This is a genomic window from Paraburkholderia sp. GAS32 (genome assembly GCF_050434225.1).
GTDB classification, from domain to species: domain Bacteria; phylum Pseudomonadota; class Gammaproteobacteria; order Burkholderiales; family Burkholderiaceae; genus Paraburkholderia; species Paraburkholderia madseniana.
Genome location: NZ_JBNPVS010000023.1, coordinates 116,100 through 141,290, shown reverse-complemented (window position 1 = coordinate 141,290; position 25,191 = coordinate 116,100). Strand labels below are relative to the sequence as shown.

20 protein-coding genes are annotated in these 25,191 nt (G+C 61.7%); 10 read left to right on the top strand and 10 right to left on the bottom strand.

Features of this window, described 5'->3' with window-relative positions; genetic code table 11:
* Nucleotides 1–9: 9 nt before the first annotated feature.
* Nucleotides 10–1,539 carry a xanthine dehydrogenase small subunit gene (gene xdhA, locus P3T25_RS26450; protein WP_171929444.1) on the bottom strand — a complete coding sequence of 510 codons (1,530 nt, stop codon included), beginning with the start codon at nt 1,537–1,539 and terminating at the stop codon, nt 10–12.
* 389 nt (nt 1,540–1,928) lie between these two features.
* Between xdhA and P3T25_RS26445 the strand changes: the two genes are divergently transcribed.
* Complete coding sequence (locus P3T25_RS26445; protein ID WP_093636608.1) at nt 1,929–3,140, top strand: MFS transporter; 1,212 nt, start codon at nt 1,929–1,931, stop codon at nt 3,138–3,140.
* Nucleotides 3,141–4,047: 907 nt separating this feature from the next.
* Here P3T25_RS26445 and P3T25_RS26440 read toward each other — a convergent pair.
* From P3T25_RS26440 to aspT (P3T25_RS26425), 4 genes are all read right to left on the bottom strand, one after another.
* Nucleotides 4,048–5,277: a pyridoxal-phosphate-dependent aminotransferase family protein gene (locus tag P3T25_RS26440; RefSeq protein ID WP_429359497.1), complete on the bottom strand. Its 1,230-nt coding sequence runs from the start codon at nt 5,275–5,277 to the stop codon at nt 4,048–4,050.
* Between the two features lie 183 nt (nt 5,278–5,460).
* On the bottom strand, nt 5,461–7,125 hold the full coding sequence (locus P3T25_RS26435; RefSeq protein WP_429359495.1) for a bifunctional aspartate transaminase/aspartate 4-decarboxylase: 1,665 nt from the start codon (nt 7,123–7,125) through the stop codon (nt 5,461–5,463).
* 102 nt (nt 7,126–7,227) lie between these two features.
* Complete coding sequence (aspT, locus tag P3T25_RS26430; protein ID WP_429359509.1) at nt 7,228–8,910, bottom strand: aspartate-alanine antiporter; 1,683 nt, start codon at nt 8,908–8,910, stop codon at nt 7,228–7,230.
* Between the two features lie 119 nt (nt 8,911–9,029).
* Complete coding sequence (aspT, locus tag P3T25_RS26425; protein ID WP_429359493.1) at nt 9,030–10,712, bottom strand: aspartate-alanine antiporter; 1,683 nt, start codon at nt 10,710–10,712, stop codon at nt 9,030–9,032.
* Between the two features lie 552 nt (nt 10,713–11,264).
* Here aspT (P3T25_RS26425) and P3T25_RS26420 point away from each other — a divergent pair.
* Nucleotides 11,265–12,263 carry a 2-hydroxyacid dehydrogenase gene (locus P3T25_RS26420; RefSeq protein WP_429359491.1) on the top strand — a complete coding sequence of 333 codons (999 nt, stop codon included), beginning with the start codon at nt 11,265–11,267 and terminating at the stop codon, nt 12,261–12,263.
* Here the strand turns inward: P3T25_RS26420 and P3T25_RS26415 are convergent.
* Nucleotides 12,260–12,883, bottom strand: coding sequence for a plasmid fertility inhibition factor family protein (locus P3T25_RS26415; protein ID WP_171929056.1), 624 nt, complete (start codon nt 12,881–12,883; stop codon nt 12,260–12,262). The two genes, P3T25_RS26420 and P3T25_RS26415, sit on opposite strands and share 4 nt — an antisense overlap.
* 89 nt (nt 12,884–12,972) lie before the next feature.
* Between P3T25_RS26415 and P3T25_RS26410 the strand changes: the two genes are divergently transcribed.
* From P3T25_RS26410 to P3T25_RS26400, 3 genes are all read left to right on the top strand, one after another.
* Nucleotides 12,973–13,797 (top strand): crotonase/enoyl-CoA hydratase family protein, encoded by an 825-nt coding sequence (locus tag P3T25_RS26410; protein WP_429359489.1) that lies wholly within the window; start codon nt 12,973–12,975, stop codon nt 13,795–13,797.
* 227 nt (nt 13,798–14,024) lie between these two features.
* The gene (locus P3T25_RS26405) at nt 14,025–15,191 is read left to right on the top strand and encodes an MFS transporter (RefSeq protein WP_154566589.1); all 1,167 of its coding nucleotides are present in this window, start codon (nt 14,025–14,027) and stop codon (nt 15,189–15,191) included.
* 46 nt (nt 15,192–15,237) lie between these two features.
* Nucleotides 15,238–16,398, top strand: a complete 1,161-nt coding sequence (locus P3T25_RS26400) for an MFS transporter (RefSeq protein ID WP_429359487.1) — start codon at nt 15,238–15,240, stop codon at nt 16,396–16,398.
* 157 nt (nt 16,399–16,555) lie between these two features.
* On the opposite strand, the gene fahA is transcribed toward P3T25_RS26400, so the two are convergent.
* Together fahA and hmgA are read right to left on the bottom strand one after the other, a co-directional pair.
* Complete coding sequence (gene fahA, locus P3T25_RS26395; protein ID WP_408518414.1) at nt 16,556–17,884, bottom strand: fumarylacetoacetase; 1,329 nt, start codon at nt 17,882–17,884, stop codon at nt 16,556–16,558.
* Entirely contained in the window at nt 17,881–19,227 is a 1,347-nt protein-coding gene (gene hmgA, locus P3T25_RS26390) for a homogentisate 1,2-dioxygenase (protein WP_429359484.1), read from the bottom strand. Before hmgA ends, fahA begins: the two co-directional genes overlap by 4 nt.
* 401 nt (nt 19,228–19,628) lie before the next feature.
* On the opposite strand from hmgA, the gene P3T25_RS26385 reads away from it, so the two are divergent.
* On the top strand, nt 19,629–20,462 hold the full coding sequence (locus P3T25_RS26385) for an EAL domain-containing protein (RefSeq protein WP_266238617.1): 834 nt from the start codon (nt 19,629–19,631) through the stop codon (nt 20,460–20,462).
* A gap of 39 nt (nt 20,463–20,501) precedes the next feature.
* Here P3T25_RS26385 and P3T25_RS26380 read toward each other — a convergent pair whose 3' ends face one another.
* A complete protein-coding gene (locus P3T25_RS26380; RefSeq protein ID WP_154566585.1) occupies nt 20,502–21,287 on the bottom strand; it encodes an IclR family transcriptional regulator in 786 nt (261 codons plus the stop codon).
* Nucleotides 21,288–21,391: 104 nt separating this feature from the next.
* Between P3T25_RS26380 and P3T25_RS26375 the strand changes: the two genes are divergently transcribed.
* Complete coding sequence (locus P3T25_RS26375; RefSeq protein ID WP_171929050.1) at nt 21,392–22,582, top strand: acyl-CoA dehydrogenase; 1,191 nt, start codon at nt 21,392–21,394, stop codon at nt 22,580–22,582.
* Nucleotides 22,583–22,734: 152 nt separating this feature from the next.
* Here P3T25_RS26375 and P3T25_RS26370 read toward each other — a convergent pair whose 3' ends face one another.
* Nucleotides 22,735–23,373: a peroxiredoxin gene (locus P3T25_RS26370; protein ID WP_154566583.1), complete on the bottom strand. Its 639-nt coding sequence runs from the start codon at nt 23,371–23,373 to the stop codon at nt 22,735–22,737.
* A gap of 341 nt (nt 23,374–23,714) precedes the next feature.
* Here P3T25_RS26370 and P3T25_RS26365 point away from each other — a divergent pair, with 341 nt between their 5' ends.
* From P3T25_RS26365 to P3T25_RS26355, 3 genes are all read left to right on the top strand, one after another.
* Nucleotides 23,715–24,017 carry a DUF883 family protein gene (locus P3T25_RS26365; RefSeq protein WP_094780836.1) on the top strand — a complete coding sequence of 101 codons (303 nt, stop codon included), beginning with the start codon at nt 23,715–23,717 and terminating at the stop codon, nt 24,015–24,017.
* Between the two features lie 140 nt (nt 24,018–24,157).
* On the top strand, nt 24,158–24,544 hold the full coding sequence (locus P3T25_RS26360; protein ID WP_154566582.1) for a phage holin family protein: 387 nt from the start codon (nt 24,158–24,160) through the stop codon (nt 24,542–24,544).
* A gap of 126 nt (nt 24,545–24,670) precedes the next feature.
* A complete protein-coding gene (locus tag P3T25_RS26355; RefSeq protein ID WP_154566581.1) occupies nt 24,671–25,150 on the top strand; it encodes a DUF3318 domain-containing protein in 480 nt (159 codons plus the stop codon).
* Nucleotides 25,151–25,191: the final 41 nt, after the last annotated feature.

Genomic DNA, 25,191 nt, shown 5'->3' with positions numbered 1-25,191 from the left:
CTTGTGGCGTCAGGCGCTCGCACTGACAGGTGCGCAAGCTGCGGCAACTGCACGAACATCCAGTGCACTCTTGGGCAGCGGATTGTTCGGACGCGTTTCGAGCCAGAAGCGATACAAGGTGTTCTTCGCCGCTTCGAGGCGATAGTTGCTGGTCGCGCGCATGTCGCTAAGCGGCGCGTAGTCGTTGCCGAGCGCGAGCATCGCGGCTTGCGCGGTGGCTTCGTGCCATTCGGCGTCGCGCAGCACGGCTTCAGCGTGCGTCGCGCGCTTCGAGGTGGCGGCCATGCCGCCGAACGCAATGCGCGGCTCGCGGATCACGTTGCCGTCGGCGATAAAGGAGAACGCGGCGCACACGGCCGAGATGTCCGAGTCGAAACGCTTCGACAGTTTGTAGGTGCGGAACTGCAGATTCTTGCGCGCGCCGGTGCGGGTCGGCACCTTGAGTCCGACGACGAACTCGTGCTCCGCCATGTCCTTCTTCTGATACGCGAGGTACAGATCCTCGAGCGGCATTTCGCGTTCGATCTCGCCGCCTCGCACGATCACATGCGCGCCGAGCGCGATCAGGCCAGGCATCGAATCGCCGATCGGCGAGCCGTTGGCGATATTGCCGCCGAGCGTGCCGGCATTGCGGATCGGCAGAGACGCGAAGCGTTGCCACATTTCGGTGAGTTCCGGATATTGCTTTGCGATTTCCGCGTAGGCCTTTTCGACGCTCACGCCTGCGCCGATCTCGATCCAGTCGTCGTTGGTTTCGAGCTTCTGCAATTCGGCGATCTGCCCGACATACACGATGTTGCCGAGATCGCGCATCATCTTGGTGACCCACAGACCGATGTCCGTGCTGCCGGCGAGAATACGCGTGGCGGGTTCGGCTTGCTTGATTTTCGCGAGCGCCTCGACCGTACGCGGTGCGTCGAACTGCTGGCCGGCGTGCTGGTAATGGAACGTGTCCTTGCGCTCGAGCGCGGCGAGCGCGTTCGACAGCGCTTCGACATTGACCGGCGCTTTCGGCGCGGGCGCTTCGAACATGCGCACGGCCGCGTCGACGATCGGACGATAGCCGGTGCAACGGCACAGATTGCCGGTCAGCGCGTTGCTGATCGCGTCACGCGACGGCACAGTTTTGTTCGCGCAGCTATGTTCGTGACCGTGCTTTTCGTACAGCGACCACATCGACATGACGAAACCCGGCGTGCAGAAACCGCATTGCGAACCGTGGCACTCGACCATCGCCTCCTGCACCGGATGCAGCGAGCCGTCCGGCTGGCGCAGGTCCTCGACGGTGAAGAGCGCTTTGCCGTCCAGCGTCGGCACGAACTGGATGCAGGCGTTGACCGCCTTGAAGTCGACGCCGCCCGCCTCGTTGCGCTCGCCGATCACGACCGTGCACGCGCCGCAGTCGCCTTCGGCGCAGCCTTCCTTGGTGCCGGTGCAATGCACGTCTTCGCGCAAATACTGCAGGACGGTGCGGGTGACGGGCGCATCCTTGATCTCACGGATCGCGTTGCGGTGGTAGAAGCGAATCGGCTCAGTCATGTCTCGTTACTCTCAATGTTCTGTGTCCGTTGGGACGTGCTGCGATGATGGTTCGAAAACTATCACCATCAATAAATACAACCCATAGCGGGGATCGCATGCGGGACATATTCGTGAAACGATATAGAGATGGGTTTGGGGTTCGGTTGGCTTATGTTGATTTGGCTGTTTTGCCGCATTTCAAGATAAATTGTAGCTTTACAGCCATGGACGACCAGGGCGCATTCATCCGGTTGGCATCGGAAGACCTCTCGTGCAGAGTGAAAACGGACCACTATATCGATCCGGCACCGTTATTTAGGCACCGAAATTATTAAGCAACCCCTGCAAGGGAATCGGTTCCATGGGAAAATCACGCCTTCCCGCCGTTTTCAAGTCTCGTTTTCCCCATGTCCACCGACTCAGCGACACCGCGCAGCGAATTTGCGACGACCATGCAGATCATTCCGGTCGTCTTTTTCACATTTCTTTGCTACCTGACGATCGGAATTCCGCTCGCGGTGCTGCCTGGCTACGTCCACGACGATCTGGGTTACAGCGCGATTCTGGCCGGCGCGGCGATCAGCGTTCAGTACCTGGCGACGCTGGCATCGCGGCCGCTCGCCGGCCGCTCGGCCGACACGTTAGGGCCGAAGCGGACGGTCACGATCGGCCTGCTGGGTTGCGGCGCGAGCGGGATCTTGTTGCTGCTGGCGGTGTTGTGCGGGCGCTGGCCCGTGGTGAGCCTGGGGCTGCTGGTGTGCAGTCGTCTCGTACTCGGCTTCGGCGAAAGCCTGTGCGGCACCGGCGCGATTTTGTGGGGCATCGGCCGGGTGGGCACGAGCAACAATGCGCGGGTGATTTCTTGGAACGGCATCGCGACTTATGGCGCACTTGCGATTGGCGCGCCGCTTGGCGTAGCGATTGCGCACACGATCGGGTTTGCCGCGTTGGGCGTTCTGGTGATTTTGCTGGCGGCGCTCGGGTTTTATCTGGCGCGGCCTATCGCGCCGGTGCCGATCGTGCATGGTGAGCGGATGTCGTATCGGAGTGTGTTCACGCGGGTGCTGCCACATGGGATTGGGTTGGCGTTGGGCTCGGCCGGCTTTGGGTCGATTGCGACGTTCATTACGCTGTTTTATGCCGCGCGGCATTGGCCTAATGCGGCTTTGTCGTTGACTGTTTTCGGCACGTTGTTTATCGGTGCGCGCTTGTTGTTCGCTAATACGATCAAGGCTTACGGTGGGTTCCGGGTCGCGATTGCTTCGTTTTCGTTTGAATGTGCTGGGTTGTTGATGTTGTGGTTGGCGCCGGAGCCGCATATTGCCCTCGCGGGGGCGGCGTTGACCGGGTTTGGGTTTGCTTTGGTGTTTCCTGCTCTTGGCGTTGAGGCGGTTGGGCTTGTGCCGCCTGCTAGCCGTGGGGCGGCTTTGTCGGCTTATTCTGTGTTTCTTGATCTTTCTCTGGGGATTACGGGGCCGTTGGCCGGGTATATCGCTGGCGAATTTGGCTACGCGCAGGTGTTTCTGTTTGCAGCGGTCGCTTCCGCGATGGCAGTCGTGCTGTCGACGATGATGTATTTGCGGAATTCACGGGCGCCTAATGCGCCTGCGGCGACCTGATTTTTTTTGCCTGCGCGGCGCTTGTTGTTCGTGCCTCTGGCTTTGGTGCCTTTCCTTGAATTGTTAGTGGCATGCGTGACGGTTGTTGTCTGTTTGCCTGGGGCGTTGGCCTTTCCTTGAATTGCTAGTGGTCTATTAGCGTTGCCCCTGTGCGGGGCGGCACCTACTTCTCTTTGCCGGCTGCAAAGAGAAGTAGGCAAGAGAAAGCAGCTCAAACCGCTAATGCTAAGTGGGCATCGTGGCCTGCTACGGGTAGTGGTGCATCTGGAATCTGTGTTCGTGCACCTGCATACGTCAGTGACAAGGGAGTCATACTTCCGGCGGCGCTGCGCGCGCCGAAGAGTACTTCATACCCCCGCTACGTTTTGACGCTCGCGTCTCGCTACCGAACCGTGGCTCGTCATTGCACCACCACCGCCGCGATTGTGATTGGAACAGCAACTGCAACCACCCACCGCCGCTGCCGCAGCGACTGTGAACGTGATCGGGACCAGGACGGTAGTCAGCACACCGACATATCATGTGAAGCGGGTGTTCCCGCGTGGGTGCAGAAGCGTGTCGCCGAGGCAAAGCCGACGGCCCCACAGACCCGAACCGAAGCCCGTGGTTTCACATGCAGACCCGTCCGCGACGCACGCAGTGCGGAGTGGGAACTGATGAGCCCCTTGTCACTAACGCTGAACGCGCGAGAACACGGATTCCAAATGCACCACTACCCACCGCAAACCATGGTGCCCACTTAGCAGTAGCGGTTTGAGCTGCTTTCTTTTGCCTACTTTTCTTTGCAGCCGGCAAAGAAAAGTAGGTGCCCCCCGCACAGGGGGAACGCTAATAGACCACTAACAAATCAAGGAAAGGCCAACACCCCAAGAACACTGACAATAAGCGCCGCGAAGGCAAAAAAACCTCATTTCCCTTCGGATAACCCCCGCTCAAGCGCCGCCACCCCAGCCGGCAACTCAACCTTAACTCCGAGATCCACCATCGTCCGCCCAAGCGCATGCAAGGTCCTGAACAGGTTATGTTCCCGACACTGCTCACCCATCTGCCCAATACGCACAATCGGCAAACCAAACGAACCCGAGATTTCCACCTGGTGATGCCGCGAGATATGCCCGCAGATATCAGCAGGACTCAATCGCTCCGGCACAACGATGCCAACAACCGAATTCAAACGACAAGGCGCCGGCGCATACAACTGCAAACCCAACGCAGTAATCCCCGCCTGCAGCGCAACCGAGCACTTCAAATGCCGCGCAAACCGCTTCTCAAGCGTCTCCGCACACACAAGCCGCAACGCCTCGTGCAACGCCAGCACCCCCGACACGGGCGCCGTATAGTGATACCCCGCGTTGTGCCAAAAATTCTCCGCAAGCGAAGCATCAAGACACCAATGCGCATTCGGCGCCGTGCGCCCCTTCACCCGTGCCCATGCCTCATCCGAAAACGCGATCAGCGAAACCCCCGGGATCGACGACAAACCCTTCTGCCCGCCGGTAATGACCGCATCGATGCCCCACGCGTCCATCTCCAAGGGCATCGTGCTCAGCGTACACACCGCGTCGACGATGACCAGCGCACCGGCTGCTTTCGCAAGCGCCGCAATCTCCTTCAATTGATGGTTCCACACGGTGTTGGACGTCTCGCCCTGCACGATCGTCACTATCTCGGGACGCTCGCGGCGGATCGCCTCAGCCACGCTTTCGAGACTCGCCACAGTACCGTCCTCGACGTCGAGAATCGCAACTTCCGCGCCGACGCGTCGACCCATCTCCGCCATCCGTTCGCTGAAAAAGCCGTTCTTGATGCTCAGCACTTTCGTGCCTTCCCACGCAAGGTTGGAGATCGCCATTTCCATCGCAGCAGAACCCGGCCCGGCTACGCCCAGCACCCACTTCGAATTCGTCTGGAACACGTAGCGCGCCATGGTCTTCACCTGGCCGATCACCTTCACCATCGTGCCGCCCAGGTGATTGATCACCACGGTATTGGCCTTGGCCACCGCCGCGGGAATCGGCACGGGGCCGGCGCCCATCATCAGCAACGGCTCTTCGGGAAGAATGGCGTCGAGCGATTCGACAACCGGACAAGGCACAGCGTAGGAAACCGGTGCGGCAGAGGTGGATGAAGTCGGCATGATCGGTACGTGAATGTCAGACTGCAAAGGGACAAGCGGCCCCGCCAGCAATGACACTGGCGGGGCCGCTTAACCGATCATTCACTGATCCGCACAATTGCGCAAGTTTTTTGTCCATGCCTGACCGCGCTCGAAGCCGAGTTCCAGCGCGGATCCCGCACAAATCAAGCGTGAATTAAAGCCTCACTTCACCTTGGTCTTATCGAGCTTCTTGCCGGTTGCCGCGTTGTACCGCTCGACGTATTCCTCGATCAGCTTGCGCATCGCGCGGCCGATCTGCCGATAGTCCGACTCGTTCAGATTAGCCAGCGACACCCGTCCCGACGGATGCTGCGTACCGAAGCCGCGTCCCGGCAACAGCACCACGCGTGCTTCGCGCGCGAGGCGGAACAGCAATTCCGACGGCTCGGTGTTCTTCAGCAGCCAGTCGACGAACTCGCGCCCGAACATGCGCTCGCCGAGGAACTCGATGTCGAGAATCGTGTAGTAGTCGACCTGGTTCGGATCGTCGTCCTCGAATGAAATGCCCACCTCTTCGTACAGCGCCTGCTTGCGCTTGCGGATCAGGCGCTTCAACGCGTTCTTGTACGCGTCGGGCGTGTCCATCAGCGAAAACAGCGAGAACAGCACCATCTGCACCTGCTGCGGCGTCGACAAACCCGCCGTGTGATTCAGCGCGACAGTGCGGCTATCGGCGACCAGCCGATCGATGAACTTGAGCTTGTCCGGTTCGGTCGTGATCGATTCATAACGCTCGTGCAACTCCTTCTTCGCGTCCTTCGGCAGCTCGGCGATCAGCTTGTCGAGCACGTTGTCGCGATGCGTCGCGATCACGCCGAGACGCCAACCAGTCGCGCCGAAATATTTCGAGTACGAGTACACGAGGATGGTGTTCTTCGGCGCGAGCGCGAACAGCGAGACGAAGTCGTCGGCGAAGGTGCCGTACACGTCGTCGGTCAACAGAATCAGATCGGGGCGTTCCTTGACGATGTCCGCGATGTATTGAAGGCTCTCGTCGTCGATCTTCACCGAAGGCGGGTTGCTCGGGTTCACGAGGAAGAACGCCTTGACCGTCGGATCGCGCAGCTTGTCGAGTTCCTTCTTCGAATACTGCCAGCCGCTTTCAACCGTGGCTTCGAGATTGACGACGTTCAACTGATAGTCGTTCAGGCGCGGAATTTCGATGTACGGCGTGAAGATCGGCAAGCCCAGCGCAATCGTGTCGCCCGGCTTGATCAGATGATTCTCGCGCATCGTGTTGAAGATGTACGTCATCGCCGCCGTGCCGCCTTCCACCGCGAACACGTCGAACTCGCCGACGAACGGATGGTTGCCGATCATCTCCTTGCGCAAATACTGCCCGACAATCTGTTCGGATAGCTTGAGCATCCGGTCCGGCACCGGATAGTTCGATGCGAGAATGCCCTCGCACATTTCATAGAGGAAGTCGCCCGCGGAGAGTCCGAGCTGATCGCGCACATACGACACCGCGCCGCGCAGAAAGTCGATGCCGGGCACGCCCTTGTTTTCGCGCAGGAACAGATCGAAGCGCTCCGTCAGCCCTTCGCGACGCGGGAAACCGCCAACGCCTTCCGGCATGAACGCAAACGAACGCTCCGACTCGCGCATCGCAAACAAGCCGAGCTGCCAGAAACCGTGGCGCGGAATCGTCGCGAGGAAGTTCGGGTTGCCGCGGCCGGCGTTGAGCATCGATGCGTTGGCGGCACGCTCCACCGCGCCGCCGCCCGCGGCCTTGATCAGTTCATCCTTGAGTTCGAACGGGCTGAGCGCCGCAAAGCCGGCTTGAGCCATGTCGCCTTGTTTCTTGCCGCTTTTCTCTTTTGCCATGATGCGTTCTCCAATGTGCAAGTGAATGACGCCGGTGTCGCGAGTGATCGTTTAGTTGCTGCCGGCGTAAGAGAGATCGATAAATGCGCACGCTGAACCGGGCTAGACCAGCCCGACCACCAGCGGTCCGAGCAACGTCAACGCAACGTTCGCAATTGCGTAGGTGATCGCGAACGGCACGGTGGGCACGGCGCTTTCCGCCTTGTCGAGCACACCGCCGAATGCCGGGTTGGCACTGCGTGAACCGGTCAGCGCGCCGGCCAGGATGGCCGCGTTGTTGTAGCGCAGCACGTAGCGGCCAAACAGCATCGTCAGTATCAGCGGCAGCACGGTGACAACCACCCCGAGCAGGAAGATTGTCATACCGCTCTGCTTGACGGTCACCACGGCCTGCAAGCCCGAATTCAAACCGACCACCGCGACGAACGCCGCGAGGCCGAAGTCCTTCAGCAACTGCGAAGCCGCAGACGGCATTGCGCCGTACATCGGATGCTTGCCGCGCATCCAGCCGAACAGCAGGCCGGCCAGCAGACAGCCGCCGCCGGAACCGAGCGTGAGCGGAACGCCGCCCACGTCGATCACGATCAGACCAATCAGCAGACCCAGCACGATGCCGACACCCATATAGATGAAGTCGGTCTTGTTGCTGTACGGCAGCTCGTAGCCGGCTGCATCGACGGCGCGCTTGGTGTCTTTCGGCGAACCGTAGAAGGTGATCACGTCGCCGTGCTCGAGTTTGGTTTCGGGCAGGATCGGCAGCGGCTGGCCGGCACGCGAGGCGCTCTGGATATAAACACCATGGCGCAAGTCGCGATCCACGACTTCGCGTGCGGCGGCGATCGTCGTGTGATTCATGCCTTTGCGTGTGAACACACCTTCGCGCGTCTGCATCACGACGCCAATGTCGTCGACGCTGGCGATCTCGTTGCCGTTCGCGCCGAATGCGACCACCGCCTCCCGGCGGCCCACCACCAGCACTTCGTCGTTGAGTTGCAAGGTCAGATCGGGCGTCGGCTCGAGGTTCTTGCCGTCACGCTTGATCCGCTCGATCGTCAACATGTCCTGATGCAGGGTCTCGACTGCCTTGACCGTTTTCCCGGCGCTGACATCGATCTTGTACGCACGCCCCACCAGTTCGGGCAACGCACGAATTTGCCCCGCTCCGAGTGAAGACGAACCTGCAGACAGTTCACGCTCCGCTTCGATCGAGGCGTCGCGCAGACTCTGCCCCATGAACTTCGGCAAGATGTTCACGCAGACAATGATGGCGCCGAGCGAGCCGAACACGTAGGTCACCGCGTAGGCAATCGCCACGTCGGATTGCAGCGACTTGACCTGATCGGCGGGCAAACCGAGACGCGCGATGGCGTCGCCGGCCGTGCCGATGATCGCCGACTGCGTCAGCGCGCCGCCCGCGAGTCCGGCGGCGAGTCCCTTGTTCAGATGGAACAGCTTCGCGCAGATCACCACGGTGATCAGTGCGGTGACGGCGAGAAAGATCGCCATCGCGATCTCACGCAGCGTCTTGCGGTTCAGCGAGTTGAAGAAGCCCGGCCCGGAGTCGTAGCCGACCGCGTAAATGAACACGGCGAACATCACCGATTTCACGCCGTTGTCGATCGTCACGCCCGCCTGACTGATCAGGACCGCGGCCAGCAATGAACCGCCTACGCCGCCTAACTGGAATTTGCCGAAGTTGATCTGCCCGATGAAATAGCCGGCTGCAAGTGACAGAAACAGCGCAATCTCGGGTGATTTCTGAAAAATGTGATGTAGCCAGTCCATCATGCCCTCGCTGGATAGTTTGCGATACTGAGTACTGGGTGCTGCATGCGCATACGAACCTCACGGCATCCATATGCGGTCGACTGCGCGCCACGCCGCGCGCAGCCCATCTGCCCCGCCTAGCCGAACTTCCCGGCGAGGCCGACGACGACCGGCCCCATCAACGGCAGCAGAATGTTCGAGAGTGCATAGGTGATCGTGTAGCCGATCACGGGCGTCGAATTGCCGGTTACGCCGACCAGCGCGCTGATCGCCGGCGTGCTGCATTGCTGACCGGCAATGGCGCCGAGCAGCATGGGCGCTTCGAGCTTGAGAAACGCTCGGCCGATCCAGAGCGACAACAGGCCGGGCACGAGCACCATCAGGATGCCGGCGACGGGCAGCGCCAGACCGTATTCGCGCACCAGCTTGATGGCATCGGGCCCCGCCGACAGGCCGACGGCGGCAATGAAGGTGGCAAGGCCGAAGTCCTTGAGAATTTGCGCGGCGGCCGAAGGCAGCGAGCCGACCAACGGATGACGCGAACGAATCCAGCCGAACAGCAGGCCCGACAACAGGCAGCCGCCGCCCGTGCCGAGCGCGATCGACACACCGCCGATGCGCCCGCCGAGATGGCCGATCGCCATGCCGAGCAGCACGCCCAGGCCCAGGTAGACGAAGTCGGTTTTCTGGGTCGCGGTAAGCACGTAGCCCAGATTCCGCGCGCCACGCTCGACGTCGGCTTTCGCGCCCACCAGAGTCAGCACGTCGCCGCGATTGAGCTCGGTGCCGGGCAGCGCGGGCACCGTGGTTTCAAGCCGCGTGACGGCCGCGATGTAGATGCCGCGCCCTTCCTCCGGCTTCGCCCGTTCGCGCAACTGCGCGACCGTCAGACCATGCGCGTCGCTGCGCGTCAGCACGACGTCGAGCTTCTCCGCAATGATCTGGCCAAAGCCGGCGTCCGCCACTTCTTCGCCGAGGCTGGCAGCCGCGGCGACCATCGCTTCGCGCCGCCCGCCCACGAGAATCAGGTCGCCGGCGGCCAACGTCAGTTGCGGCTCGACCGGCACGTCGGCTCCGTTGCGCCGAACCTGCTCGATGGTCAGGTTGAAGCCGTGCTTCTGTTCGAGCGCCTGGATCGTCGCGCCGACCGCCGTGCCGACCCGGAACGCGCGGCCCACGAGCGCCGGGGCCGCGGCCCGCTGGCCCTCGCCGAAGGCACCGTCGCCGCCAAGCTTGTGCCACACACGCTCGGCTTCTTCGCGCAGATTGATGCGCAGCAGCAGCGGCGCAAACTGACTGGTGAACAGGACGATGGTGACCAGGCCGAACAGGTAGCTCACGCTGTACGCGGTCACGATGTTGGCCTGCAGGCGCAGCGTCTCAGCGTCGCTGAAGCCGAGCTTAGCAATCGCCTCCGAAGCCGTACCGATCACGGCCGACTCCGTCGCCGCACCTGCCAGCAAACCGGCCGCAGTACCGGCGTCGAGCCGCATCACGAAGACCGCGATCATGATCAGCACCAGCACCGAGACGATCTCGACCACCGACAGCAAGCCATAGCGCCAGCCCCGGCCAATGTTGGCAAAGAACTGCGGCCCACCGGTGAAACCCAGCGCAAAGATGAACAGCGCGAAGGCGATGTTCTTCAGATCGGGGGCAAGCCGCGCGCCCGTCTGCCCCAACAGCAAGGCCACGATCAACGTGCCGCAGACGCCGCCCAACTGAATCGGCCCCACGCGAAACGAACCAATGAAATATCCGATTGCAAGGCTTGCGAACAGCGCGATCTCCGGTTGAGACCTCAGCAATTCACCGATCATGTTGGCTCGCCGATTTACGGTTTATTAGCAGAAAGATGAAAAAATCTTTCTGGAATTTGAAATGAATTCGATCCGAGTCAACCCGACTCAGGAATTACTCATCCGGCATCACCGAATTCCATTGAATGGAAAGTTTATTGCAATGGCATGACGCTCTCGGCGCCTAAGAAGATATGCCGCAATGCAGCGACGATAGCGATAGTGAAATACTTTTCAGCAAGTTCGACAGTCACGCTTTCCTCGCGAAGTTTGTCCGACGCCTGAAAAAGGCACGTTCTGCTGGCGGCCGGTTCTCTCCTGGCATGATTGAACATGTTTTATTGGGACTGCTTTTTTAATAAATATTGTAGTTCGGCATCGCTGTCAATATGATTTTCAATTGCGACCGTTTTCGCTTCGCAAAATATGATCTTTGGTAAAGGGCGGAATGGTTTTCGGACCTTGCATCGCAAGCAGCGGTCATTACCATAAAGGGCCGATATACTGACGTGCCCGCCTGCCGCCTCGTAAGTCGGCATTCACCACGCCGGCACGCATCCTTCGGAGCCATTCATGCGCATGATCCTGTTCAGCAGCCGCCAATACGACAGCGACACGTTCGGCGAGGCCAACGGCACGCATCGCTATGAACTGCACTTCCAGGAATCGCACCTCGATGTCGAAACCGCGATCCTCGCCGAGGGTTACGAAGTGGTCTGCCCGTTCGTCAACGACAACGTCGACGCCGCCGTCCTGGAACGTCTTCATGCCGGTGGCACACGCATGATCGCGTTGCGCTCGGCGGGCTTCAATCACGTCGACCTGGCCGTGGCCGAGCGTCTCGGCATGACGGTTGCACGGGTGCCGGCCTACTCGCCGCACGCGGTCGCCGAACATGCGGTCGGTCTGATTCTGGCGCTGAACCGGCGCTTGCCGCGCGCGGTCGCGCGCACCCGTGAAGGCGATTTCTCGCTGCATGGGCTGCTCGGCTTCGATCTGCACGGCAAGACTGTGGGCGTGATCGGCACCGGCATGATCGGCCGCGTGTTCGGTCGCATCATGGCGGGCTTCGGCATGCAGGTGCTCGCTCATGACCCAGGTACGCCGGCCGAGGATCTGCTCGCGCTCGGCGCGCGCTATGTGCCGCTCGACACCCTGCTCGCCGAAAGCGACGTTGTCAGCCTGCATTGTCCGCTGGTGCCGGGCACGTACCATCTGATCGACGGGCCCGCGCTCGCGAAGATGAAGCGTGGCGCGATGCTGATCAACACGGGGCGCGGCGGACTTGTCGAAAGCAATGCGCTGATCGGCGCGTTGAAAGATGGCCAGCTCGGCCATCTCGGGCTCGACGTGTACGAGGAAGAAGGCGGCCTCTTTTTCGAGGACCACTCGAACCTGCCGTTGCAGGACGACGTGCTGGCGCGTCTATTGATGTTCCCGAACGTGATCGTCACCGCGCACCAGGCATTCTTCACGCGCGAGGCGATGAACGAGATCGCGCAGACCACGCTCGAGAACGTCGCGGCATGGCAGGCCGGCACGCCGCGCAACGTCGTACGGGCGCGAAGTTAGGTAGTGCCGCTGCCATCCACGGTAGTCGGGCGGATTACCGTGCGGGCGTCGTCCGCTGCGCCGCATATCTCGCGCAGCAAGGCCGCCTCGCGTTCGTGCACTTCCACCGGAAACCAGCGCGCGCCCGCATCGGCCAGATAGCGCGCGCGATGCTGCCCGTTGCGAAACGCCACCACGCCCTCGCGCTCGAGACCGAACCAGCCCAGCAGACCCGGCGCGCGACGCGTCGAGATCGTCACGTACGGCATCTGCGGAATGCGCGGATTCTCCGGATCGAGAAACTCGCGAATGCCACGCACCTTGCCCGAATGCCATTCGGCAACCGGCTTCAACACGTAATCCGTGTTGTCGCGATCCGCGCATTCCAGCAACTTGCGCGCATCGACCATGACCACCTGATGGCGCGTGCCGTCAGTCACGAATACGCGTTTCAGGCGCACATGGTCGTACCATGGATGTTCATGTTCATGCAGCGGCACGGTCCAAACCGTCTCGACAGAGGCCGGCGCGGCTGAGGGCGATGAATTGGACAAGGGCAAAGGCGGGCTCGATAAGCTAGCAAAAAAACGCCAGCGCGTTAAAAGAGCGCTAACGCTACGAGCCGATTGTGAAAGATGCATGACAACCAACGGTATTAGTCGCACTGCATGAGCGCAGCGCATGAACATCCGGCATGAGCGGCCGGACGCGAACCTTTACGGACACAACGATGATAACCACGCAAAATCTAAATGAACATGTGCGCATCGAAGCCAATGAGGACACCGGCGTCGCCACGATCGTGCTCGCACGGCCGGCGCGCCGCAATGCCGTCGACCGTCCTACCGCGGAAGCGCTCAGCGCCGCCTTCCGCCGCTTCGAAGCGGAGCCGGCATGGCGCGCGGCCGTGCTGTTCGGCGCGGGCGGCACCTTCTGCGCCGGCGCGGATCTCACCGCGCTCGCCGACGAGGCCCGCCGCAATGAACTACACGCCGACGGCAGCGGTCCCGGTCCAATGGGACCGACGCGTATGAGCTTCAGCAAGCCGGTGATTGCCGCGATTGCCGGCTACGCGGTCGCGGGCGGTCTCGAACTGGCCGCGATGTGCGATCTGCGCGTGGTCGAAGAAGATGCCGTGCTCGGCGTGTTCTGCCGGCGCGTCGGAATTCCGCTAATCGATGGCGGCACAATCCGCTTGCCACGTCTGATCGGACTGTCGCGGGCGCTCGACCTGATCCTGACCGGCCGCGCGGTGGATGCCCAGGAAGCGCTCAGCTTCGGCCTCGCCAACCGTGTCGTGCGCAAGGGCGAGGCACGCGCGGCGGCAGAACAGTTGGCCACTGAACTCGCGGCCTTTCCGCAAGCGGCGCTGCTGGCGGACCGCCGCTCCGCATTGGAAAACAGCACGCTCGAGGATCTTGCTCTCGCGCTGCAGCGTGAAGGCGCCGGCGGCTATCAGGCAGTATTCGACGAAGGTGTCGCGGGTGCCGCGCGCTTTGCCGAAGGCGCCGGTCGTCACGGCAACACTTTCAAGTCAGACGAAAGCACGCCATAAAACGGCCCCATTCCACGAGGCAATGTGCTGTCGAGTGCATTCCCAATGCACCCTCCCAGGCGGGCTTTCAGCAAAAAACAACAGCCTGCTTGACGCTCAGCAAGGGTGTTTTGACTTAGGTAGAATCCCCTACTGTTTTCCCCTCGCATGGCGCATGCGTTCTCGTCCCGAAAAATGCGCGCCTGCCGCACGACGCTTCCCGTCGCGCCGATTCACGCTCCATCACCATGCCTTTACCCCTGCTCGCCCTTGCCGTTGCCGCTTTTGGAATCGGTACCACTGAATTCGTGATCATGGGGCTGCTGCCCGATGTCGCGCGCGATCTGTCCGTGTCGATCCCGGCGGCCGGCATGCTGGTGTCGGCTTATGCACTCGGCGTCACCATCGGCGCGCCAATCGTCGCGATAGCCGTGGCCAACATGCCGCGCAAGAAGGCGTTGATGAGTCTGATCGGCGTCTTCATCGTCGGTAATCTGCTGTGCGCGATCGCGCCGGGCTACGCGGTGCTGATGGCCGCGCGCATCGTCACGGCGTTTTGCCATGGCGCGTTCTTCGGCATCGGTTCAGTGGTCGCGGCCGGTCTGGTCGCGCCGAACCGTCGCGCGCAGGCCATCGCCCTGATGTTCACCGGCTTGACGCTCGCCAACGTGCTTGGCGTACCGCTCGGCACGGCGCTCGGCCAGGCGGTGGGCTGGCGTGCGACCTTCTGGGCCGTGACCGGCATCGGCATTCTCGCCGCGGGCGCGCTCGCCGTCTGCCTGCCGGCGAAGATCGAGATGCAGAAGGCGAGCCTCGTGCGCGAATTCAGCGTGTTGAAGAATCCGCAAGTACTGATGGTGCTCGGCATCAGCGTGCTCGCGTCGGCCAGCCTGTTTTCCACCTTCACGTACATCACGCCGATTCTCGAAGACGTGACCGGTTTCACGCCACATGCGGTCACCTTCGTGCTGTTGCTGTTCGGCCTCGGCTTGACGGTGGGCAGCACGCTCGGCGGCAAGCTCGCGGACTGGCGGCTGCTGCCCTCGCTGGTCGCGTTTCTGCTGGCGATCGTCGTCATCCTGACGATCTTCGCCGGCACGATGCACGCCGAGATTCCGGCCATGATCACGATCTTCGTGTGGGGCATTCTGGCCTTCGCGATCGTGCCGCCGCTGCAAATGCTGATCGTCGACCGCGCGAGTCATGCGCCGAATCTGGCGTCGACTCTGAATCAAGGCGCGTTCAACCTCGGCAATGCAACGGGCGCGTGGCTCGGCGGCATGGCGATCGGCGCGGGCGCGCCGCTCACCACGCTGCCGTGGGTCGGCGTGGCGACCTCGATCGGTGCGCTGGCGCTGACGCTGTGGTCGGTGTCGATCGACCGGCGCGCGCAACGGATGGCCGTGGCCGGATAACCGAGGCAGGTGCGAATGACTCGCGGCCGTAGTAGCATCTCCGCCGATGAAAGTCATCTTCACACGCGATTTCCTCGCTCTGATCCTTAGTGTTGCCGTCGTCGGACTCGGCAGCGGCGCCACGCTTCCCCTCACTGCCCTCGCGCTGACGCAAGCCGGCTATGGCACCGACGTGGTCGGTCTCCTGACCGCCGCGCAAGCGGGCGGCGGCCTGCTCGTCGTGCCGGTGGCGGCCTGGATCGCGGCGCGCTCCGGTGGCCGCCAGGTGATCGTCGGCGCAGTGCTGACGGTTGGGGTCGCCACCGCGCTGATGCAACTCACCTCGAACCTATGGCTATGGGCCGCGTTGCGCGTACTCTGCGGCGCGGCACTGATGCTGCTCTTCACGATCAGCGAAGCATGGGTCAACCAGCTCGCTGACGACGCCACCCGCGGCCGGGTCATCGCGATCTATGCGACCAACTTCACGCTATTCCAGATGTCGGGTCCGGTGCTAGTGAGCCAGATCGCCGACCTCACGCACTGGCGCTTCCTGATTTGCGGCACGATCTTCCTGCTGGCCTTGCCCGCGCTCGCCAGCATCCGCAAGACGCCGCAAGCGTTGAAGGATGAACACGCCACGCACGGCAGTTGGCGCCATGTGTTGCCGCAGATGCCGGCGCTCGTGATCGGTACGGGCTTTTTCGCGTTGTTCGATACGATCGCGCTGTCGCTGCTGCCGCTCTTCGCGATGTCGCACGGCATCACGAGCGAGGTGGCCGTGCTGTTCGCGTCGGCCCTGCTGCTCGGCGATACGACGATGCAGTTTCCGATCGGCTGGCTCGCTGACCGGCTCGGCCGCGAACGCGTGCATATCGGCTGCGGTGTGATCGTCGTGGTATTGCTGCCGTTGCTGCCCTGGGCGATTAGTTCGCCGTGGCTGTGCTGGCCGTTGCTCTATGTACTCGGCGCGACGGCTGGGGCGATCTATACGCTGTCGCTGGTCGCCTGCGGCGAGCGGTTTCGCGGTATCGCGCTGGTGTCGGCAAGTTCGGTGGTGGGGGCGTCGTGGAGCGCGGCCAGTTTCGGTGGGCCGCTGGTGGCCGGCGCGTTGATGAAGGAGGTTGGCAACGACGCGATGGTCGGTGTGCTTCTGGCTGCTGCGCTCGCGTTTCTTGGTGCGGCTTGGTGGGAAAAGCGGCGTGCGCCGATGCGGGCGATCGGCTGAGGGTGCGGCTGCGGTGTTGTTGCGTTGCTGCGTTGAGGTGTTGAGCCGTTGAGCCGTCGAACCACGCTCGCCTCGGGATACGAAAACGGGGAAGCCGCGATGGCTTCCCCGTTTTGCATAGCGCTTCCTGCCGCGTGATTTCCGCGCTACTTCTCCTCTACTTCCGCGCCGGCAGAATCTCCCCGACACACGTGCCGAAGCCCACACGATACCCATCGCCCTGGCACCATCCGGCGAGCGTCAGTTCGTCGCCGTCTTCGATAAACCCGCGTGTGCCGCCCTCTTTCAACTCCAACGGATTCTTGCCGTTCCATGTGGACTCGAGCAGGCTGCCGCATGAGTCGGCGGTCGGGCCACTGATCGTGCCCGAACCCATCAGATCGCCGACCCGCGTATTGCAGCCCGATACCGTGTGATGCGCGAGCTGTTGCGCCATCGTCCAGTACATGTGTTTGAAGTTGGTCCGCGAGATCGTGGTGGCCTGCTTGGCCGCTTGCGGCCGCAGCGTCACTTCCAACGAGATGTCGAACGCGTGCTTGCCCTCGTGGCGCAAGTAGGCCAACGGCTGCGGCTCCTGAGCGGGCTGCTCGACGCGGAACGGTTCGAGCGCGTCAAGCGTCACGATCCACGGCGAGATCGTGGTCGCGAATGTCTTTGCGTTGAACGGGCCGAGCGGGACGTATTCCCATTGCTGGATATCGCGCGCGCTCCAGTCGTTCAGCAGCACCATGCCGAAGATGTGCGCTTCGGCATCGGCACAGGCAATCGGCTCGCCCAGCGTATTGCCGCTACCGATCACGAAACCCGTCTCCAGTTCGATATCCAGCTTGCGGCATGCGCCGAACACCGGACGTTCCTGATCCGGCAGTTTCAACTGGCCGTTCGGACGCCGCACCGGCGTACCGCTCACCACCACTGACGATGCGCGTCCGTTGTAGCCGATCGGCATCTCCGACCAGTTCGGCAGCAGCGCATTCTTCGGGTCGCGGAACATCGAGCCGACATTCGTCGCGTGCTCCTTCGACGAATAGAAATCCGTGTAACCCGGGATCTGCACCGGCAGATGCAGTTGCGCATCGGACTGACGCACCAGTGCTTTCGCACGCAAGGCGGAGTCGTCGCGCAAAGTCGCGGTATCCCGCGCCAGCAGATGGCTCAACTGGATGCGCACACTGCGCCATGCATCGCGGCCAAGCGAGATGAAATCGTTGAGGGTGTCCTGCTCGAACGCCCGGTCCTTCAGAGCAATGAATTGATCGGCCGAGGCGATCGGTAGCTTGAGCAAGCCGGCAGACTTGAGAACACTTAGATCGACGATCTCATCGCCAATCGCGACACCAACGCGGCGCGCGTCGTTGTTCTTATCGCTGAAAATACCGAACGGCAGATTCTGGATCGAAAAATCGTTGGTCGAATCGTTAGCCGACTCGACCCAGCTCTTGCGCGACGGATCAAGCGTCGCCTGAAGATCGCTCAATGCGCTCATCGTTGCTCCGGGTTGAAGTGTTTCTTGAGACCTTGCCAGCACTCGTAGTAATTCGCCTGCAATTGCGCGGTTTCGAGCGCGAAGCGGGTCGGCTTGATCAGCGTGCGCGTTTCGAACATGAAGGCCATCGTGTCGCCGACTTTCTTCGGCGTGGACGTATCGCCATGCGACGCTTTTTCGAAGGTGTCCGCGTCCGGCCCATGACCCGACATGCAGTTATGCAGACTCGCGCCGCCCGGCACGAAGCCCTCCGCCTTCGCGTCGTACACACCGTGCACGAGTCCCATGAATTCGCTCGCGACGTTGCGATGGAACCAGGGCGGCCGGAACGTATCTTCGGCCGCGAGCCAGCGCGGCGGGAAGATCACGAAGTCGATCGTGTCGACGCCCGGGGTATCGCTTTGCGATTGCAGCACCAGAAAGATAGACGGGTCAGGATGATCGAAGCTGATCGAACCGATCGTGTTGAAGCGACGCAGATCGTATTTGTACGGGGCGTAGTTGCCGTGCCACGCGACCACGTCGAGCGGTGAATGGCCGATATCCGCGCTCCACAGGTTGCCGTTCATCTTGGCGACGAGTTCGAAGTCACCTTCGCGGTCTTCGAAAGCAGCGTGCGGCGTGAGGAAATCGCGCGGATTGGCGAGGCCGTTCGAGCCGATCGGGCCGAGGTCCGGCAGACGCAGCAGCGCGCCGAAGTTCTCGCAGATATAGCCGCGCGCGGTGCCGTCTGGCAGGCTCACCGCGAAGCGCACGCCGCGCGGGATCACCGCGATCTCGAACGGCTCGAGATCGAGTCGGCCCATTTCGGTGGCGATCTGAAGGCGGCCTTCCTGCGGCACGATCAGCAATTCGCCGTCGGCGTTGTAGAAGAAGCGATCCTTCATCGAGCGGTTCGCCGCGTACAGGTGGATCGCGCAGCCGTTCATCGCTTCGGCTGAGCCGTTGCCCGCCATCGTTATCCAGCCGTCGACGAAATCGGTCGGCTCGGTGGGCATCGGCAACGCATCCCAGCGCAACTGGTTAGGCGGCGTAGGCGGCATCTCGGCGAAGTTGGCGACGAGCCGCTCCGAGGGCAGCAGCGTGAACGGCTTGTGAACCGCCGCCGGACGAATCCGATACAGCCACGAACGGCGGTTATGTCCGCGCGGCGCAGTGAACGCGGTGCCCGACAGTTGCTCGGCGTACAAGCCATAGGCCGCGCGTTGCGGCGAGTTGCGGCCTTCGGGCAGCGCGCCCGGCAAAGCCTCCGTAGCGAATTCGTTCGCGAATCCCGACTGATAGCCCGGCTCGATTTCGAGTCGCGAGCTGGCGGTATTCGGCGTGCGTGTTGGGGTATCCATGCAAGGTTCTCCGTTGATACTTGATCTGTCGGCGTGCGCTGTCTGTCTCAGGCTGTCCGCGGCTCGGATGGGCTGCCGCGTTGCCGCGTGGCAGCGCGTTGACCGCCGACTGTCCGCCGACCACGCAGAAGCCGCCCGCAAAGGAGACACAAACGTGCCCGCCGTCGCAGCCGAGCTGCAATTTACGTATAGTAAAACGAATTACGTATAGTGAAATTAACGTATACCCTGGAAACTCGTCGCGAAAGCCTCGGCAGCCTGTACTGACAAGCGTTCGGCCGATAACGTTATGAGCATTTTGTTCAAGTGCGCGCGGCGCGGACTGCTACCATCAATGGATGCGGCAACCGAGTCGCGTTGCCGGGCGCCGAGTGCGCACCTATCGCCATCCATTCGCCTACATGATTCCGCCGACCATCCCCAACCTGATTGCACGCGCCGCCGATCACCCATTTCTCGGCGAACATCTGGCGATGGGAACCGGCGTGCATAGCGACATCGCGCTGGCGCAATTCGGCGGCGTCGAACTCGCCAGTGCCTATGAGCCGATCTTCGATATCAGCGTGCATGCGTTGGCGCAGTCGTTGTCGTCGGGCGCCGAGGGCGTGGATCGTTTCGGCGATGAGCTCGGGTTCCAGGCGGTCACGCAGCGTCTCGACGGCGCGCCCTTCGATGCCTTCGATCCCTTCGACCATATCGCCGACGATCAGGAACTGGTCGCCCTCGACCGCATGTCGCGGGCGCTGCACGCCATCAATTTCTTCGGCGCTCAACGGCACGGGCTGCTCTTTCTGCGCGTGCACGAGCGCCTGCTCAAGAGCGTCAAATACGACCACGGACGGCATTTCTCGAGCGTGCTGCTGTCGTTCGGACTGAACCCGTCGAGGGTGGTGATCGAGTTGCCGGCGGCCGCGGTCGCGCATAAGACGTTCCTCGGCTATCTGACCACGAGCTATCAGCGCTACGGCTTCAAGGTGGCGGGGAATCTCTCGAACGCGGGGCAGATTCTGTCGGTGTCGGAAACGGCGCGGCTCGACTTCATCAAGATGGATGCGGCGGTCGCGTTGCGCGACGCGATGGTAAAGCCGCTAGTTGGCTATGCGAGCCGGCTGCGGGTTCCACTGATCTTCAATCGGGTGATGGATGAGCCGCAGTTCCTCGCGCTGCAGCAGTACGACGTGCGCTTCGTACAAGGGCCGTTATTCACGGCGCATTATCACGATCGGGCGGTGTGAGTATTCTGCTGACGCCGCGCGGCGGCGCTGGCCGGCACGTCAACCGGTATCGCCCAACCGTCGCGCCAACGCCTTCAGCCGCGGCGCAACGCTTTCCCGGAACACGTCCTCTCCCATCGACGACGCCGGCCCGCTGCAACTGAGCACCAGCCAGCGGCCTTCGCGCGGCTCGCGAAACGGCACCGCGACCGCGTTCACGTCGTCATGCCATGCCCGGAACGAGTAGCAGCAGCGTTCCTGGGCGAAGGCTTCGATTTCCTTTTCGGCATCGGCCAGCAACGCAGCGCCCTCTTTGCCCGCTAACTTCTTGAGCTCGACCAGCAAGGCGGCGCGCACATCCAATGGCTGCACCGCCAGATACGCGCGCCCCATCGAACTGGTCAGCATCGACAGTTTCGAGCCCGAGGCGAGTCCGAGCGTCAGCGCCGTTTCACTGCGGATCGTCTCCAGATAAATCATGTCGAGGCCGTCACGGCATCCAAGCGACACCGCGGCGCCCACTTCGCGCGCGAAGGTGCGCATGTGCGGACGCGCGAGTTCGAGCGTGTCCGTGCCCGAGAGCAGCGCGAAACCGAGCGACAGCACCCCGGCGTCCAGCGCATATTTACCTAGCGTTTCGTCGAGCCGCAGATAGCCGAGCACGGTCAGCGTGTAGGCCAGACGGTTGACGGTCGCCTTCGGCAAGCCCGTGCGTTCGACGAAATCGCGATTGCCGAGCATCGTTTCACCCGGCTTGAACGCGCGCAGCAAATCCAGTCCGCGTGCGAGGGCGACGACGAATTTGCGCTCGTCGAGCGGTTCGGAGAGAGTAGATATGGGCGTCATGTGGTGATACACTCGGGCGTGGTTTGCAAAACATTGTTTCGCATAGCGGAACCTAAGTCAAGCTCGAACACGTTTAAGTCAAGCAGGAAATCAGGAGATACGTCATGGCAGAGGCCGCGCAGTTTCACTGGGAAGACCCGTTGCTGCTGGATCAGCAGCTCACCGAAGACGAACGCATGGTGCGCGACGCCGCCGCCGCGTACTCGCAGGACAAGCTGCAGCCGCGGGTGCTCGAAGCGTTCCGTCACGAGAAGACCGACATCGAGATCTTCCGCGAGATGGGCGAGCTCGGCCTGCTTGGCCCGACGATTCCCGAGCAATACGGCGGCCCTGGTCTGAACTACGTGGCGTACGGTCTGATCGCACGTGAAGTGGAGCGCGTCGATTCCGGCTACCGGTCGATGATGTCGGTGCAGTCGTCGCTCGTCATGGTCCCGATCTACGAATTCGGCTCGGAAGCGCAGAAGCAGAAGTACCTGCCAAAGCTCGCCACCGGCGAATGGATCGGCTGCTTCGGCCTGACCGAACCGAACCACGGCTCCGATCCGGGCAGCATGATCACGCGGGCGAAGAAGGTGGACGGCGGCTATTTGCTGTCGGGCGCGAAGATGTGGATCACCAATTCGCCGATCGCCGACGTGTTCGTCGTGTGGGCAAAGCTCGAAGAGGACGGCAAGGATTCGATCCGCGGCTTCATTCTCGAGAAGGGGTGGAAGGGGCTGTCCACGCCGACCATCCATAGCAAGGTGGGTCTGCGTGCATCGATCACCGGCGAGATCGTGCTTGATGACGTGTTCGTGCCGGAAGAAAACCGCTTCCCCGAAGTCAGTGGCTTGCGCGGTCCGTTCACGTGCCTGAACTCGGCGCGCTACGGTATTGCCTGGGGCGCGCTCGGCGCGGCGGAATCGTGCTGGCACACGGCACGTCAGTACGTGCTGGATCGCAAACAGTTCGGCCGGCCGCTCGCCGCGAACCAGTTGATCCAGAAAAAACTCGCCGACATGCAAACCGAAATCACGCTCGGCCTGCAAGGCGTGCTGCGTCTCGGCCGCATGAAAGATGAAGGCACGGCCGCCGTCGAAATTACGTCGATCATGAAACGCAATTCGTGCGGCAAGGCGCTGGACATCGCTCGGCTCGCGCGCGACATGCTCGGCGGTAACGGTATCTCGGACGAGTTCGGCATCGCGCGTCATCTGGTCAATCTGGAAGTCGTGAACACATATGAAGGCACGCACGACATTCACGCGCTGATTCTCGGGCGCGCGCAGACGGGGATTCAGGCGTTTTTCTGATGCACTGAGTGCCCCGATGGCGGCGTTTCGTCCTGGCCGCTGAATGGAAAATCGAACAGCAGGAAAGGAAAGGCCGGTTCTTTTTGAACCGGCCTTTTTTCGTTGCGCCGCCGCGTTGCAGCTAGCGGTGCGCTACCTGACGCGTCAGCCGCTTACTTGTTCGGCTGCGGCGTCAGACGCAGGTACGGGCGCAGGGCCTTGTAGCCCTTCGGGAATTTCTGCTTGATGACTTCTTCGTCCTTCAACGACGGCACGATCACCACGTCGTCTCCCTGCTTCCAGTTGCCGGGCGTAGCGACCGAGTGGTTGTCGGTGAGTTGCAGCGAGTCGATCACACGCAGCACTTCGTCGAAGTTGCGCCCGGTGCTGGCCGGGTATGTAATGGTCAAACGCACCTTTTTCTTCGGGTCGATCACGAACAGCGACCTGACCGTAAAGGTTTCATTGGCGTTCGGGTGAATCATGTCGTACAACTCGGAGACTTTGCGATCGCCGTCGGCGAGAATCGGGAAGCCGACATTGGCGGCCTGCGTCTCGTTGATGTCCTTGATCCATTCCTTGTGCGACTCGGCACTGTCGACCGACAACGCGATCGTCTTCACATTGCGCTTCTCGAATTCGCCGGCCAGCTTCGCCGTCAAACCCAATTCGGTCGTGCAGACCGGCGTGAAGTCGGCGGGGTGCGAGAACAGCACGCCCCAACTATCGCCTAGCCAGTCGTGGAAGTTGATGCGGCCGACACTCGACTCCTGTTCGAAATCCGGTGCGGTATCGCCAAGACGTAGACTCATATTGCAGCTCCTTGATTGTATTCGGACATTCCGCGCGAGCATTCGCCCGCAACGCGCAGCAAAAGTACAGCATACGGGAGTGACAGTGAACAACTAACCAACATCGCGTCACTACTTTATGCGTTTTTGTAATTTTCACCGATTTAGTGGAAACTTTGCGGGACAGATCAACTCCATCTTAAGCAAACTTTGCAGCCCTGCGCCGCAAGGGTGGAGTTTTTAAGGCTTTGCTTCAACCAGGAACGGTTCGTGCGATTGTTCATGAATCGAGCGCTACGCTCGCCAGCGGCCGTTTCTTTGGTTACGATTCACGCGTGGCGTGAGACGAAGGGGAGCTGTCAATGTCGGAAGTCAACAAGGAGAGATTGATGTCGGATATCAAAACCGTCCTCGCGGACGCTGAAGATTTGCTGAAACAGGCCGCGAGCGCTACTGGCGAGCGCGCTTCGGAACTGCGTGAAACGGCGCTTACGCGCCTGAAGCAGGCTAAGGAAAAGGCGGCTGACGTGCAGGTCGTGGTGGTCGAGAAAGGCAAGAAGGCCGCACGCGCCACCGACGACTACGTGCATGAGCATCCGTGGGCATCCATCGGCATCGCCGCGGGCGTCGGCGTACTGCTGGGGCTGTTGATCAACCGCAAGTAACACTGGTGAGGCTGCCGGGGCGAATCCGCGTCCGGCACATCAGCGAATCGAGTTGACCGGTGCACGTCTGGCCGGTCCGCTTCTTTTGGCGCGCTCGTTTTCACGCGCCGGCTAAGCATTCACGCGCAACGCCCAAAGCCATGACGATCGAAACACAATCGCAGCACGGCGAACATAGTCCGTTGCGCCGTATCATTGGATCCGTGTTTGCCATTTTGCAAACACGGCTTGAACTGGTCGGCATCGAACTCGCCGAAGAAAAAGACCGTCTGCTCGGCGTGCTGTTCCTCGGCCTCGCCGCCATGATGCTCGCGACGATGGCCTTGATCGCATTGACCGCACTGGTCGCCATCGCATTCTGGGACACCTACCGATGGCAGGCGCTCGCCGGCATCACGGTGGTTTATGCCATTGCAGGATTAGCCTGTGCGCTGAAAGCGCGCAGCGGTTTGCGCAATGCCCCAATGGTGTTCGAAGCCACCCTTGCCGAGTTCGAAAAAGACCGCGACGTGTTCCGCAAACCGTGACGCAGCAGGCATAACGGGCTCATGGGCGGACCTCACATGCCCCGCGCCTTCGAAGAGACTTCGTCAATACCTCGAGCGATTTGCAGCACAGTTTTACTGCCCCACCTCCACTGCCGCCGACACGCCATGAGCCAACCCCATTCCGATACCGCATTCCGCAACAAACGCCACCAGGCAAGAGATCTGAGTGCGCCGCACCTGCGGGCACTACGCAAGGAACTGCTGCTGGTGCGCGCGGATGTCGAGCGCATGGAACTCGCTCAGGCGACCATCGAATTGCGGCAGGCAGTCACGCACTTCAGTTGGCTCAAATTCATTCTGCCGGGCTTCGGTGGCATGCGCGTGGGCCGCGGATCGAAGGCGAGCTTCCTCAACGCAGGAAGCATCGGCGCGCTTCTCAAACAGTATCCGATCATCAGTTCGATCGCTTCGCTGCTGTTGGCGAAGCCGCTGCGCGCGACTATTGCAGCAGGTGCAAAACCCGCACTCAAATGGGGCAGCCTTGCGCTTGCCGGCTGGGAAGCGTATCGAATCTGGAAGCAGATAAAGAATGATTCCGCTGCGTCGGCCGACAGCAAGGAAGACACGGTTGATAGCGGGTACTGAAACGCGGGGATCGTCGACCGCTTCCTGCGTGCGCCTTGCAG